The sequence below is a fragment of the Acetitomaculum ruminis DSM 5522 genome, from assembly GCF_900112085.1.
GTDB lineage: Bacteria > Bacillota > Clostridia > Lachnospirales > Lachnospiraceae > Acetitomaculum > Acetitomaculum ruminis.
Genome location: NZ_FOJY01000003.1, coordinates 45,157 through 60,159, shown reverse-complemented (window position 1 = coordinate 60,159; position 15,003 = coordinate 45,157). Strand labels below are relative to the sequence as shown.

Sequence of the window (15,003 nt, the reverse complement as noted above, 5' to 3'; positions counted from 1 at the left end):
CCGCTTCAAAAGCGTAAGCTTTAAGTGGGGGTATAAGCTTACTAGTGTCAGAAGGGGTTAAAGCCCCTTCTGACAGGAAAACCAGTGCATATAATAATTATCTTAACATTTAGAAAAAAGTTTTACAAACATAAATTTATATGGGTAAAAATAGATTAATTACTGCAATGAAAAAATTGGGGATTGGAATCTTGTGTTAGTGATATCCAGATTCAAAAGCATAAGCTTAAAAATTGCAATTAAAAATGCTTAAAACTAAAACAAATAATGGGCGAAATTTGATATAATGAAATGATTAAGCGAAATAGGAAATCACTATATTCATAAGTAAGTAAACAGGTGGAGTCCATTGTAGAATATTGTGGGGTGAAATGCCTATCTTTATGAAATGTACAAAAAATAAACATATTATAGATGGAAAAATCATTATAAATTTTAATAAAATTCAGAAAACTTAGACAATAACAGAAAGGACAAAATATGGATATTATAAATGTAATTGCAAAGGAAATTTCAGTAAAAACAAGCCAGGTAAAAGCTGCTGTGACTTTGATGGATGAAGGAAATACAGTACCTTTTATTTCAAGATACAGAAAAGAGGTAACAGGCTCATTAAATGATGAACAGTTAAGAACAATAGAGGAAAGACTAGTTTATCTAAGAAATCTTGAAGAAAAAAAAGAAACTGTTATAAAAACCATTACAGAGCAGGAAAAAATGACAGAAGAATTAAAAACTGCCATTGATAATGCCATGACTTTGGTTGAGTTAGAGGATATTTACAGACCTTACAAACCTAAAAAACGCACCAGAGCCATGATTGCAAAGGAAAAAGGATTAGAGGGTCTTGCAAATATTATTATATTGCAAATGACTCAAATTCCCATAGAAGAGGAAGCAAAAAAATACATTTCCACTGAAAAAGAGGTGGAGGACGAAAAAGCCGCCATTGAAGGGGCAAAGGATATTATCGCTGAAAGCATTGCAGATAATACCCGGTATCGTCAATATATCAGGGATTATATTCAAAAAAACGGAACAATTAATTCTCAGGCAAAAAACAAAGAGGAAGAATCCGTATACGAAATGTATTACGAATTTGAAGAGAAAATCTCTAAAATCCCGGGTTATAGAGTTCTTGCTATAAATCGTGGGGAAAAGGAAAAAATTCTTCAGGTAAAAATTGTCATTGACGAAGAAAGAATCACATCTTATCTGGAAAAACAGATTATTACAAGAAAAAATGAATATACCGGTCCGATTCTTGAAGATGCCATAAAGGACAGCTATAAAAGATTGATTTTCCCGGCAGTGGAAAGGGAAATAAGAAGTCAACTGACTCAAAATGCAGAAAGCAAAGCTGTAAAAGTATTTGGAGAAAACTTAAAACAGCTTTTGTTACAGCCACCTATTGCCGGAAGAGTGGTAATGGGCTGGGATCCTGCATTTAGAACCGGCTGTAAACTGGCTGTAGTTGATGAAACCGGAAAGGTACTTTATACAAAGGTAATCTTTCCAACACAACCTCAGAATAAAATAGCAGAATCAGAAAAGATTTTGGAGCAGATTATTAAAAAATATAATGTTAGCCTTATTTCTATTGGAAACGGAACTGCTTCAAGGGAATCTGAACAGGTGGTTTCAGACTTTATAAAAAAATCCGGTTTAAAGGTTGAATATGTAATAGTAAATGAGGCCGGGGCGTCAGTATATTCTGCAAGTAAATTAGCTACGGAGGAATTTCCGGAATTTGATGTGGGACAAAGAAGTGCTGTTTCCATAGCAAGACGATTGCAAGATCCTTTGGCAGAACTTGTTAAAATACCGCCGGAATCCATAGGTGTGGGACAATATCAGCATGATATAAACCAGAAACACCTGGCAGAAGCTTTAGAAAAAGTAGTAGAAGATAATGTAAATAAGGTTGGGGTTGATTTAAATACGGCATCGGCATCCTTACTTATGTATGTTTCCGGAATTTCAAAATCCTTAGCCAACAATATTGTCATATATAGAGAAGAAAACGGAAAATTCAAAAACAGAAAAGAGTTGTTAAAGGTTTCAAAATTAGGACCGAAGGCCTTTTTACAGTCAGCGGGATTTATGAGAATAAGTGACGGAACAAATCTTTTAGACATGACAAGTGTACATCCTGAAAGTTATGAAATCGCTGAAAAGATAATTAAAAAAGCCGGACTTGAGATAGAAGACTTAAAAAAAGGAGGAATAAAAAATATTTCCTCAAAGCTTCCTAAGGTTAAAGAGCTTTCAAAAGAATTAGAAATCGGGGAAGAAACCTTAACAGATATTATAAAAGAGTTGGAAAAACCCGCCAGAGACCCTAGGGATGAAATGCCAAAACCGATTTTAAGAACCGATGTATTATCCATTGAGGACTTAAAAGAGGGGATGATTTTAAAAGGAACAGTAAGAAATGTAATGGATTTCGGGGCATTTGTAGATATAGGAGTCCATCAGGATGGACTTGTTCACATATCCCAGATGTCGGAAAAATTTATAAAACATCCTTTGGAGGCTGTTAGTATAGGAGATATTGTGGAAGTAAAAATCTTAGGTGTTGATGTTAAAAAACACAGAATTCAGCTTACCATGAAGATGTAAAAAAGTATAAAAACTAATAAATAACAGGAGAAAACAATGAAAATAGTAATAATTCACGGACAAAATCACAAAGGTTCCACCTGCCATATTGCAAGAATGCTTGCAGACAAGGTTGGAGGGGAGATTTCGGAGTTTTTTCTTCCGAAGGATTTTCATGAATTTTGTAAAGGCTGTACCGTTTGCTTTGAAAAAGATGAGAAAAAATGTCCTGATTATGAAAAACTATTACCTATTACAAGGGCTTTAAAGGAGGCTGATTTAATAATTCTTGCAAGTCCGGTATATGTATTTCATGCTACCGGAGCCATGAAGGCGTTTTTAGACCATTATGGTTATATGTGGATGGTTCACAGACCTTTGGAGTGTATGTTTAAAAAGCAGGCGGTTTGCATTACCACGGCAGCAGGTGCTGGCATGAAATCCACCTTAAAAGATATGGAAGACAGTCTGTTTTTCTGGGGAGTGGCAAAAATTTATAAATTTGGTCTGGCTGTAAGGGCTGTTTCCTGGGAGCAAATCAGCCACAAGAACAAAAAAATAATTGATAAAAAAACTCAAAAAATTGCAGCTAAAATTCTTAAAAATCAAGGAAAAGCAAAGCCGGGATTAAAGACTAAAGGATTTTTTAATATTATGCGTCTTTTACAAAAAAACGGTTGGAATAAGGCAGATGTTGCTTATTGGAAAGAAAAGGGCTGGATTGGAAAGAAGCGTCCCTGGAAGAAATAGCTTAACTAATGAGATTATTTTTAAACGAAGTGATAATAGGAGATTATAGAAGAAAATGACTAATTTTGATAATCGAATCAAGGCGAAAATCCCATTTTTGATTCTTACCTTGATAATGTGCTTTTTAGCTTGTTTTACCCTTGGAAATAAGGTGGAGGCAGCTAATAAAAAGGGACTAGATAAAACCCTGGTTACCATGTATGTGGGGGAAAGTCTTACTTTAAAAATATCTGGAACCAAGGCTGTAAGCTGGACAAGTTCTGATAGCAAAATCGTTCTGGTAAAAAAAGGAAAGCTTACGGCAAAAAAGGCCGGAAAAGCTGTTATAAGTTGTAAGGCAAAGGATAAAAAAGTATATAAATGCAAGGTTACAGTTAAAAATCCCTGCTTAAATGTCAAAAGCAAAAAAATTCATCAGGGAAAAAGCTTTACCCTAAAACTAACAGGGGCAAAGGCAAAAAGCTTTAAAGTAAATAATAACAATGTAACTGTGGATAAAAATGGAAAGGTTAGTTCAAAAAAATCCGGCAGCAGCATTATTACTGTTTTAGATACAAAAAAGCGAAAATATACCTGCAAAATCACCGTGGAAGGACATAAAAGCATAACTGTTGGAAAATATTTTGCAACCTGTCAAATGGAAGGTTTTACAGGTGATGAATATTGCACAATCTGTAATAAACTTATAAAAAAGGGAAGTAAAATTCCAAGAACCGACCATCAATTAGGAAAAACTCCCTGGTTTGTAAATGAAGCAACTTGCGAATCTGCCAGACTAGAGGGCTATAATTGTACATATTGTGGCATGAATGTGACAAAAACAGTGGGAAAGCCCCTGGGACATCTTATGGAGGCTACTCCATCTGAACATGAAAATCCTACCTGCACGGATGAAGGATATAATTTTTACTATTGTACAAGAGAAGGCTGCTATCATGGTAAAAAGGAAGAAATACCGGCTTTGGGTCATGATTTAAACTTGAAGGAAACCATCCCGGCAACCTGTAAATATGGAAAAACAGATATATATGTTTGCAATAGATGTCATGAAGAAATAAGAAAAGATGACACTAAATTGGGAAATCATGTCCTGGAGGACGAATCTATCCCGGCAACTTGCATTAATGATGGAAGAAATGCAAAATACTGTACTGTATGTAGGGAGTTTATTACAGATGAAGTCATTTTGGCAAAGGGGCATCATTCAACTTTAAAAACAGATGCCAAGGGAGAAAAATACATTACCTGTGAGGATTGCGGAATTATATTCAGTTATTCTACACAGTTAGGAAGTGAAGATACCTGGAGAGCCTTAAATAAAAATCATGAATTATTCTTAAAACAGGGGCATGGAGGTAAAGGAGGCTTTGGAAGTATAAAACTTTCCTTGGCAAACAAGTCCTGGCAGCAGTTGTATGAGGAAGATTACAATCAATATGAAAAAGTTCAGGCGGACTTTTGGAAACGCGTGAAATTTGAGATTTCAGATGAAAATGTTGTAAAACGCCTTATTGATAATGGTGCATTTACCTATGATGGCAAAAATGAGACCTATAACAAATCGGCAATGGCCATCGGTTTAAAACATGGTACATCACAGGTTAAGGTTTATTGGGATGATGTTTTATACGACTCATTTACCGTAAATGTAGGCGGTTCCCTTATGGAAATGATAAAAGAACTTTTAAAGGACAATCCGGATGAAACCATGTTATATGGCTGTGATAATGAGATTACCGAAGAAACCATACGGGATATTGCCAAATTGCTAAAAACAATAATCACAGATGACATGACAGACTACCAAAAAGTTTTGGCAATAAAAAACTGGTATGATAAAAACATTACTTATGAGGACCCGGGAAATGATGCCATTTCTTTTATTGAAATATTTGGAAATCACAGAGGAAAATGCCATGACTATGCTATTTCATTTTCCCTTTTAATGAGCGTTCTTGATATAGACTGCTACTATGTAAGAGGCCCTTCAGATAATGGAGATGGAAATTTGGAATATCATGCCTGGAATATGGTTTATCTTGATGCCGGAAACGGAAAAGGAAAGCAATGGTATTACGCAGATACTACCTGGCATGAATTTGACACTACCAAAACTGTAAAGGAATTAAATGAAAAAGACGGTTATGGCAGATATAATACTGTTGATGGAAAAAAAGGATATAGAATTTCCGAAGCCTATAAAAAATGTACCGAAGATGATTTTTACGGAAACAGTCAAGAAGTCACAAATGATGGTGAGGCATTTACAGATTTTAAGGACTTTGAGTTTTAGGAACTTAAAAATTCTGATTATTAAAGATTTAAAAAGGGCGGTAGTATATTGATAAAGGAGGGGGACTAATATGAAAAACGATAAGAAAGGAACAAAAATAATTAACTTAATCATGTGCATTCTTGCAATATTTGGCTTTTCTCATAAGCAGATGCTGATTCGAAATCTTCGGAAAAATGCTTCAAAAAAGAAAGAATAGCACATTAACAGCCTGGTATCTAAATCAGGCTGTTTTTTCATGTAAAAAAGGGTAAAATATATTTAAAAAAGAGAAAAAATAAATTGGTAGAAAAGCAGGAATAATATGAAAAAATTATACACAAACAACTTGTAAAATTGCTTTTTCCACTTTTGGTGGAGCAGCTTTTGATGGTTCTTGTGGGGATGGTGGATGTTCTTATGGTGGCTACCCTGGGTGAAACCTCTATTTCCGCAGTATCACTGGTGGACTCACTAAATTACCTTTTTTTAATGATTCTTTCTGCCCTTGCGGCAGGGGGAACGGTAATATGTGCCCGTTTTGTAGGAATGAAGGAGGATGAAAATGCTGCTAAAGCAGGGGGACAGTTTTTTTTTATAACAATTATACTATTGACCCTTATTATGATTTTTATTTTGATTTTTAACAGGTCGATTTTAAGATTTATGTTTGGAAAAGTGGAAAAAGCTGTAATAGATGAGGGTGTGCTATATCTGATAATCACATCTTTTTCCCTCCCTTTTTTAGCTATTTATCATTCCACAGCAGCGGTTTTTCGGGCAAAAGGAAAAACTCGAATATCAATGCTTATGTCAATTTTTATGAATGTTATAAATATAGCAGGAAATGCCTTAGGAGCAGGTTTACTTATAATAATAGGTCAGTGCTATGGAGCAAAAGAATTTGGCCAGGCAAGATATTACTTGAAAAAGCTCCTTATTGTTAATTATGTAATAATAGCAATTATAGGAAGTGCCATGTATGTCTTTTTAGGGAGCCTTATTGGTTGGTATAGTCTGGTGGGAACCTCTGCAGCCCTGGCGAAAGGGCTTATCATCTCACATTCTGGCAATGATAATTTGGCCGTTGGCTTTTTTATATCCTTATTATTTTCGCGCCATAGGAAAAGCCTTGTTTACAACGATTGTGGCAGTTATTACCATGTGGATTTTCAGAATCGGTCTCGCATGGGTCTTTGTTAAAATGGCAAGACTTGGAATCATGGGGGTATGGTATGCCATGTATTGTGACTGGATTTGCAGGGTCATTGTATATTTCACAGCTTTTAACAAAGATAATAGAAGATAAAAAGATTTATATAATAAAGTCAAATAAGTAAAAAGGTAAAAAAATATTTAACAAATACCATGAGTAGATTTTAAAAGGAAGGGGAAATAATTAATGGAATACACATTAGAAAAGCTGACTCCAAAAGATGATTTGGCTTTGGCAACGCTAATCCGGGAAAATTTAAAAAAATTTGAACTGGATATTCCGGGAACAGTTTATTTTGATTCGGGGCTTGATCGGCTTAGTGAATTTTATAATAGTGACAAATGCCAATATTATGTTGCAAAAGTAGATGGAAAGGTAATCGGGGGAATCGGATTTGCTCCTCTTTCTTTTATGGAGGATACTGCAGAACTTCAAAAACTGTACCTGGCAGATGAAGCAAAAGGGGAGGGGAAAGGCTACAAACTGATAAGTTTCATAGAAAAAAAGATGAAAGAATCCGGTTTTAAGAGGTCATATTTAGAAACTCACGATAATTTAAAGGCTGCAATTCACATCTATGAAAAAAGTGGTTATGAAGAGATAGAACGCCCTAAAGAAGTGGTGCATGGCACCATGAACAGATTTTTTATGAAATCACTGGGGGACTAATGTGTTGGAAAAGCTTTTAGAAAATATATGATATGAAAAATGTAAAATATACTTGACAAAACCCTGGATGAGTTGTTCTGGGAAGAATACAAAAGATATTATAGAAAATCCTCCACCAAAATTTACAGGTGGAGGATTTATTAAACTATATTATTTTAGTAATATATTAAAAAAACATGGAAATATGGGAATTTGCCGAGGAAAAATACAGGTAAAGTCATGGAAAAATAAAGAAAATTAAAAAAAATTAAATAAATTATGCTAATATATTTGACTAAAAGCGTAGAAACAAGATATAATAGCAATAAAATAGTTGTAAAATCAAGTATATTTTTGTGGAGATAAAAGGAAATGAAAAAAGTAAAACAAATGGAAGTAGTATTGGAGTATATCCTGGAGCACATTGACGAGGATAGGATTGACTTTGAAAAAATGGCTGCGCAGTTCAAATACAATCCAAGTTATCTTGCCCTGGCATTCAGGGATCATTTTGAAATATCCTTTCACAAGTATGTAAATAAACTGCAGATGAGAAAAGCTGCAAGACTTATTTATAACACAAAACAGACTTCAAGAGCTGTTAAAGAAAGCAGATATGTTTTGTCCATGGGATTTTCCAATGCATTTAAAAACGAAATAGGAGTATCACCAAGAGCCTTCTTAAACAGAAATGTGGAAGTGCCGGATATGCCTTTAAAGAAAGAAATATTAGGCTTGCCTTTAAGTATGGAGTATAAGATTACCGACAGCTTTAATATTGCAGGTTTTTCAATTACACCTAAACAAAAAGACGAGGCCGATTTACTGGATAATACTGCCTATGCATATGGTTATCCAAGAATGACCAAAAGACTTACCAATAAAAAAGAATGGTATGGACTTTGGTGGAACAATGAAAAAGACCATCTGATATATGTTCTGGCTCAAAAAGCAACTGAGGATGAAAATTATGCCAATGGTAAAAAATTCATTCATATACCTCAGGCCAGATATGCCATTTTCTCATTCCCGAAACTGGATGATGTGAGAAAAACGGTTAAAGCGCAAAGATATCTTGCCCATTATATTTTTAAAGAATGGATGGTAATTAATGAAAAAACCGTCGATCCAAAGGGAATAACCTATGAATTCTATAATGAGGACTCATTTGGTATAGCTGTGCCTCTTGCAAAAGGAATGTATGGTTACGATTCTTTGGAAAATTCCGGAAGAGGATGCGAAAACTGGACTAAATATATTGACGAACATTACAAGGAAGAAGATTTTAATGTTTCCATTGCAGCCAGATATTTTGAATATGACAAGGATTTATTTGAAAAAATCTTTTGGCTTAGATACGGTGTATCAGTAGATGAATACCTTAAAAACAAGAGAGTGTTCGGAGAAGGATATAATGCTGTCAACTTATTCGAATTCTACAAAAAAAACAAAGAAAAAATTAAAATAAGCTATATGAGAATCAGAAAATTCTATGTCAGCTCAAAACCTGTAGAAAAATTTGGCGATGGCAAAATTGATGAAAGAAATATAGTGGATCTGGTTAAAGTGGCCTTTGAAGAAGATGCAAAAAAATACATTGGAAAGACTGATAAGGATAATAAAGAATTAACCACTTGCGGTGCTTTGTGGCATGAATATGAAGATGCTGACGGTGAAACTCACTATGATTATGTGGAAGGCCCGACCTTTACCAGAAAAGCTGCCCTTCCTACAGATAAACGCAGGGAGAAAATAGAAGTTAAAGGCGGATATTATGCCGTTATTGAAACACTTAATGAAAATGATACTGATAACTTTAAGGAAAACTATGAGTTACTTGATAAATGCGGTTTTCATGGCTGGGTAAAAGAAAGAAGATATCATTTTGACCAGTCAAGAATTTCTTTTGTAAGTTTTAGAAATAATAAACTGTATTTTTATGTACCGGTAATTGCAAATAAATCAACCGAAAATGCAGCAAAAAAGGATTAACATATGGACAGACGCCAAAAAAAGACCAGAGAGGCTATTTATCTGGCTGTTGCGAAGCTTTTGACAAAAAAACATTTTAACAGCATAACGGTTCAGGAGATAATAGATGTTGCCAACATTGGAAGAAGCACTTTTTATGCCCATTTTGAAACTAAAGAGATGCTTTTAAAAGAAATGTGCAATGACATCTTTGAACATATTTTTAATCTCCATCCCATCTCGGAGGACACCCATGACTTTTCTCTTGAAGGGAGAAATATGCAGGTGGTTTTAACCCATATTCTTTATCATGTAAGGGAGGATAAGAATGGCTGCATCCGGGTTTTGTGCACCGACAGCGGAGAATTATTTATGGGATTTTTTAAAGTTCTTTTGAAGGATATATTTAAAAAATTCATAGATTATTTTCCAGGGGATATTCCGGATGATTTTTTGATAAATTATTTTACGGAAAGTTTTGGGGGTACTGTAGTATGGTGGATTAGGAATGATATGACTGAATCTCCGGAAAAGGTTGTAAAGTATTATCTGGAGCTTTTGGCTGTTGAGTCTGTTTATTAAAAGAAAAAAAGGGGTACATATCAATGATATGTACCCTATTTATATTCTAAGGCATATTTCTTATTTGTTCCCTTAATTTTAAAATTTTATAAGGCTCCACGGAAAGTTCATCTACTCCCATTTCCATAAAGGTCTGGGTAAGGGATGAATCGGCAGCCATTTCACCGCAGATGCCAACTCGACAACCGTTTAAATGTCCATTGTCTATGGTCATCTTAATAAGCTTTAAAATTGCAGGGCTGTGAGCATTTAAATAAGGCATCATTTCCTCATTTTGCCTGTCTGCGGCCAAGGTATACTGAATAAGGTCGTTGGTTCCAATGGATAAAAAGTCAACCTCCTGGGCAATAGCATCACTTATCAAGGCGGCGGCAGGAGTTTCAATCATAACTCCAATCTCCGGTATTCTGAAAGGAAAATTTTCTTCAATAAGCTCATTTGCGGCATTTCTAATCATTTTTTTTGCCCTGCTGATTTCTGATATAGACGAAATCATAGGGAAAAGAATGGCTATATTTCCAAAATAACTGGCCCTAAGGAGTGCTCTTAGCTGGGTATTAAAAATCTCAGGATATTTGAAGGACATTCGAATTCCTCTTATACCTAAAGCCGGGTTTTCTTCCTTGACAGAATGAAAATATTTTTCTGTTTTATCAGCACCTATATCCAAAGTTCTTATAACTACGATTTTTGTATGCATGTTTTCAGCAGCTTCTTTATAGGCGTTAAACTGTTCTTCTTCTCCCGGAAATCTGTCCTTTCCCAAAAACAAAAATTCTGTTCTGAAAAGACCAATACCGCCTGCGTCGTTGTAAATGGCGGAGGAAACATCAGAGGAATCCTTTATATTGGCATAAATTTCTATGCTTTTGCCACTTAAAGTAAGGTTTTTCTTACCACGAAGTTCAATAAGATGAGCATTTTGTTCATCCACTTTACTTTTAAAATCTTTTGCCTTTTTAATCAGCATTTCATCCGGGTTAATGGTCATTGTGGAGTTAAAACCGTCCACTATAGCCATTTTTCCATTGGAATCCTCTGGAAAATTAATACCCAAAACAGCCGGAATGGAAAGACTTCTTGCCAGAATGGCGGTATGGGAAATAATAGACCCCTTTTTGGTAACCAGAGCAAGCACCTTGGATTTATCCAAAAGCATGGTTTGGCTTGGTGTAAGTTTATCTGCCAGTAAAATAACAGGCTCATCAAAGGTAATATTAGTATTTTTATCCCCTGCTAAAATACTTAGCATTCTGTTTGATACATCTTCTATATCAATAGCTTTTTTCTTAAAATAGGCATCATCAATAGCTGAAAAAATATTAAAATAATTATTTCTGGTTTTGACAATGGCATATTCTGCACTGGACCTGGAAGAAATTAAATCTGTAATTGAGGAAATATATTCCTCATCTAAAAGAGTCATCTTCTGATTATTAAAGATTTCAGCCTCGCTGCCGATTTCTTTGGCAACATTTTCGTAAACAGTGTCTAATTGTTCCATGGCCCGGGTTTTGGCATCTTCAAATCTTTTTAATTCAGCATCAATATCTTCAACCTTTTTTGATTTAATATTCTCTTTTGCGGTATTAAAAACAAAGATTTTTCCTATGGCAATGCCACCATTGACGCTGGTACCTTTAAATATGTCGTTCAAGTTACTATCCCCCTGCGTAATAATAGTTTATTTGTTTTCTTTAATGACACAATAAATTTATCGGATTGGAGATTAACCTGACTTTATAGTATTTGGAAACCATTTTTGGAATAAAACCCCACCAATCAGGATAAATTTATATATTAATTTTTTGTAAATCAAGGACAATATTCTGCTTTTTCTCTATGCTAAAAAATATCAGGATTTGATATAAAAATCAGCAAAAATTTAAATAAAAAGTTCAGTTTATAGAAAAATTATACGATACATTTATAGAAAATACTATACAATTATATGTTTTTTTGTCAAAACTTTGTAAATAAGATGACTAGAACTAAATTTTTTATATTAAGGATAGTAGTTAAATTTTATGAAACAATGCAGTTTTGCGTTTTCTTTTAGTGTAGGAGGGATTATTATGGATAAGACAGAGCAGTCCGAAATGGATGAAGCAAAAAAGACAAGAAAACCTAAGAAAAACAAAAAGAGTATAAGAAGAAATCTTATAGTAGTAATTTTACTTATGAGTCTTATACCACTTATAGTGGTAGCTTTAGTAACTGCTGTTATAAGTTTTAACAATGCAATGAATCTTGAAAAAGAAGTTGCCTTGCAAAGACTGGAAACGGTAAAATCAGAGTCTCAAAAACTTATAAATTCCACTAAAGATTGTCTGAAAGTGTTGGCGGAAAATAAATCAGTAATAGAGTGTCTTAAATCTCCAACCAAGGAAAATACTAAAGATGCAGAGGCGGCACTTGTATCAGCTATTGATGGATTTAGTGATGATGCACCAATGTTTATTTTTGATAAAAGCGGAATGCAGCTTGCAAGAAGTGATGGTGGAGAGTTAAATGATATTTCGGAAAGGGCTTATACAAAACCTACTCTTTCAGGTGAAAGTGTTACATCTGATGTTGTTATAAGTAAATCTACCAATTCAAAAGTAACAATTATTACAGCCCCTGTTAAAGATGATAGTGGAAATATTGTGGGTGGTATTGCCAAAAACGCCTACGTGGCAGATTTGGATAACAAAATGCAGGAGCTTGTAAACAGCTATACAAATATTATTGTTCTTGACACATCAGGGGCATTGGTAGCTACATCTTTAGATGTTGATGAGGAAACTTTTGACATTTCTTCAGAAAGTTATGTAAAGGATGCACAAAGCGGAGACTCAGCTGTTAAAACCATGAATTTTATGGGTACTAAGGTTCTTATGGCTTATGAAATGGATGCAGATAGCTCCTGGGTATTTCTTTGTACAACAGATTATGCTACTGCCAGCAGATCCACTATGATAATGGTATATATTTCAGGAGGCATTCTTTTACTAAATACTATACTTATAATTGTTATTGGATACATGTATGCATCTTCAATAGCAAAACCAATTATGCGTATTGCAGATATGACAGATAGAATTGCTTCCGGAGATTTAAATGTTGATAAGATGAATATTAAGCGTCAGGACGAAGTGGGAAGCATGGTAGATTCTGAAAATATCCTCTTAGATGAGCTTGGAAAAGTAATACATCATGCAAAAGAGGTTACGGTTAAACTTAGCGATGAAAGTGATTCGTTAGCTGAGTCAACCCAGGATGCAACAGATGCTTCAGGACAGATTACCAGCGCTGTAGATGATATCTCCAACGGAGCAGTATCACAGGCTGAAAGTGTTTTAACTGCAAAACAGAATACGGAAAATATTGCAGACTGTATAGAAGATATTACTCAGGGTGCAGATTCTCTTGATAGCTATTCCAAGGAAATGCGTACTGCCTGCGACAAGGCTATGGAAACCCTTGATTCTTTAATAAATCAGAGTAAATATGTTAATTCCTCGGCTTCCACAATTTCGGAAACCATAAATCAGACCAATACTTCTGTACAGACAATTAGTGATTTTACTGCGCAGATTTCAAATATTGCTACCCAGACCAATCTTCTTTCTCTTAATGCATCAATAGAGGCGGCAAGAGCCGGTGAGGCAGGAAAGGGATTTGCGGTAGTTGCAGATGAAATATCAAAACTTGCTGCCCAAAGTGGTGACAGTGCAAGTCAGATAGGTGCTATTGTAGATGAGCTCCTTAGAAATTCTGACGAATCAGTAAGAGCTATGAATGAGCTTAACAGTAGCGTTGAGACCCAGGCAGAACAGCTTAAGTCAACCCAGGAAAATATGGAACAAATGGCAGACGATGTTGAAAAAGTTACCCATGGTTCGGTGGATATTCTTGAAAAGACCCAGACTCTTACAGATGCCAAGAATAATCTTCAAGAGGTTATCGAAGATCTTGCGGCAATTTCAGAAGAAAACGCGGCATCTGCTCAGGAAACCAATGCCTCAATGCAGCAGCTTGATACAACATTTGACAATATTTCAAAATCTGCCCATAATCTGCAAAGCATTGCAAAACAGCTTGAAGAAACCATTAGTTACTTCCAGTAAAAGAAAACATAATATAAATAGTAAAACCCTCCGGAATATATTTCAGGAGGGTTTTTAATATCTTAAACCTTTAAAAACAGCTCATTTTCAGGCTTTATGGAAAAACTCATAGTTTTATTTGTAACAGGATGTTTAAAGCTTAAAGAAACAGCGCACAAAGCCGGAAAATGGTAATTATCCTCAGATAAGGTATTATATTTTTTATCTCCCAGTAAGGGGTGGGAAATATTTGCAAACTGTACTCTGATTTGGTGATGTCTTCCTGTTATAAGTTTTATTTTAACAAGACTTGCATCAAATAAATCTTTGTTAAAATTATCAAATTCTTTTAAAACCTCATATTTTAGAAGGGCTTTTTTGGCATTTTTATTGTTTTTATCACTGACAAAGGAAGTGTTGTTTTTTCCATCCTTTACAAGATAGTTTTCCAGTTCTCCTTTTTTATTTTCAAATTTTCCCAAACATAAAGCAAGATATTCCTTGGAAAAGTTTCCTTTTTGAAGCTCATTTGATAGAAAGGAAGCTGCCCTTTTGTTTTTTGCAAATAAAACAATACCCTCCACCGGCTGGTCTAAACGGTTAATTGGAGATAAAAAACAAAGGCTTTTATCCCTGCTTTTTAACATAGATTCCAGATCTATTTGAGTAATTTTTTTAGTGGATACAGCAATACCGGCTTTTTTATGAACAAGAATAATAGAATCGTCTTCAAATAAAATATCAGATATCATTTTTTCTCCTTTAAAACAATAAAATAATACCAGGCAACTCCTTAAAAGAAGAAAATTGCCTGATATAATTCTTAGAAAACACGTAGTATCATTAGAATAAATTTCTTTCAAAAACTTCCC

11 protein-coding genes are annotated in these 15,003 nt (G+C 34.6%); 9 read left to right on the top strand and 2 right to left on the bottom strand.

Translation table 11 applies throughout. The features are described 5' to 3' along the window. The first annotated feature begins 480 nt into the window (after nucleotides 1-480). The 8 genes from BM153_RS02545 (at nucleotide 481) to BM153_RS02515 (ending at nucleotide 10,040) form a co-directional block, all read left to right on the top strand. The gene (locus BM153_RS02545; RefSeq protein ID WP_092870455.1) at nucleotides 481-2,622 is read left to right on the top strand and encodes a Tex family protein; all 2,142 of its coding nucleotides are present in this window, start codon (nucleotides 481-483) and stop codon (nucleotides 2,620-2,622) included. Between the two features lie 36 nt (nucleotides 2,623-2,658). Continuing rightward, the gene (locus tag BM153_RS02540) at nucleotides 2,659-3,351 is read left to right on the top strand and encodes a flavodoxin family protein (protein WP_092870453.1); all 693 of its coding nucleotides are present in this window, start codon (nucleotides 2,659-2,661) and stop codon (nucleotides 3,349-3,351) included. A gap of 55 nt (nucleotides 3,352-3,406) precedes the next feature. Next, entirely contained in the window at nucleotides 3,407-5,644 is a 2,238-nt protein-coding gene (locus BM153_RS02535) for an Ig-like domain-containing protein (protein ID WP_092870451.1), read from the top strand. Between the two features lie 70 nt (nucleotides 5,645-5,714). Beyond that, nucleotides 5,715-5,843 (top strand): hypothetical protein, encoded by a 129-nt coding sequence (locus BM153_RS14110; protein WP_278278320.1) that lies wholly within the window; start codon nucleotides 5,715-5,717, stop codon nucleotides 5,841-5,843. A 155-nt stretch (nucleotides 5,844-5,998) separates the two neighbouring features. Next, on the top strand, nucleotides 5,999-6,826 hold the full coding sequence (locus BM153_RS02530) for an MATE family efflux transporter (RefSeq protein WP_330392002.1): 828 nt from the start codon (nucleotides 5,999-6,001) through the stop codon (nucleotides 6,824-6,826). A 199-nt stretch (nucleotides 6,827-7,025) separates the two neighbouring features. Beyond that, nucleotides 7,026-7,508: a GNAT family N-acetyltransferase gene (locus tag BM153_RS02525; protein WP_092870449.1), complete on the top strand. Its 483-nt coding sequence runs from the start codon at nucleotides 7,026-7,028 to the stop codon at nucleotides 7,506-7,508. Nucleotides 7,509-7,859: 351 nt separating this feature from the next. Next, on the top strand, nucleotides 7,860-9,479 hold the full coding sequence (locus BM153_RS02520) for an AraC family transcriptional regulator (RefSeq protein WP_092870447.1): 1,620 nt from the start codon (nucleotides 7,860-7,862) through the stop codon (nucleotides 9,477-9,479). 3 nt (nucleotides 9,480-9,482) lie between these two features. Next, nucleotides 9,483-10,040 (top strand): TetR/AcrR family transcriptional regulator, encoded by a 558-nt coding sequence (locus BM153_RS02515; protein ID WP_092870445.1) that lies wholly within the window; start codon nucleotides 9,483-9,485, stop codon nucleotides 10,038-10,040. A 46-nt stretch (nucleotides 10,041-10,086) separates the two neighbouring features. Here BM153_RS02515 and ptsP read toward each other — a convergent pair whose 3' ends face one another. After that, complete coding sequence (gene ptsP, locus BM153_RS02510; protein ID WP_092870443.1) at nucleotides 10,087-11,697, bottom strand: phosphoenolpyruvate--protein phosphotransferase; 1,611 nt, start codon at nucleotides 11,695-11,697, stop codon at nucleotides 10,087-10,089. Between the two features lie 418 nt (nucleotides 11,698-12,115). Here ptsP and BM153_RS02505 point away from each other — a divergent pair, with 418 nt between their 5' ends. Further along, nucleotides 12,116-14,152, top strand: a complete 2,037-nt coding sequence (locus BM153_RS02505) for a methyl-accepting chemotaxis protein (protein ID WP_177205542.1) — start codon at nucleotides 12,116-12,118, stop codon at nucleotides 14,150-14,152. Between the two features lie 62 nt (nucleotides 14,153-14,214). On the opposite strand, the gene BM153_RS02500 is transcribed toward BM153_RS02505, so the two are convergent. Beyond that, complete coding sequence (locus tag BM153_RS02500; RefSeq protein ID WP_092870439.1) at nucleotides 14,215-14,883, bottom strand: RluA family pseudouridine synthase; 669 nt, start codon at nucleotides 14,881-14,883, stop codon at nucleotides 14,215-14,217. Between the last annotated feature and the right edge of the window lie 120 nt (nucleotides 14,884-15,003).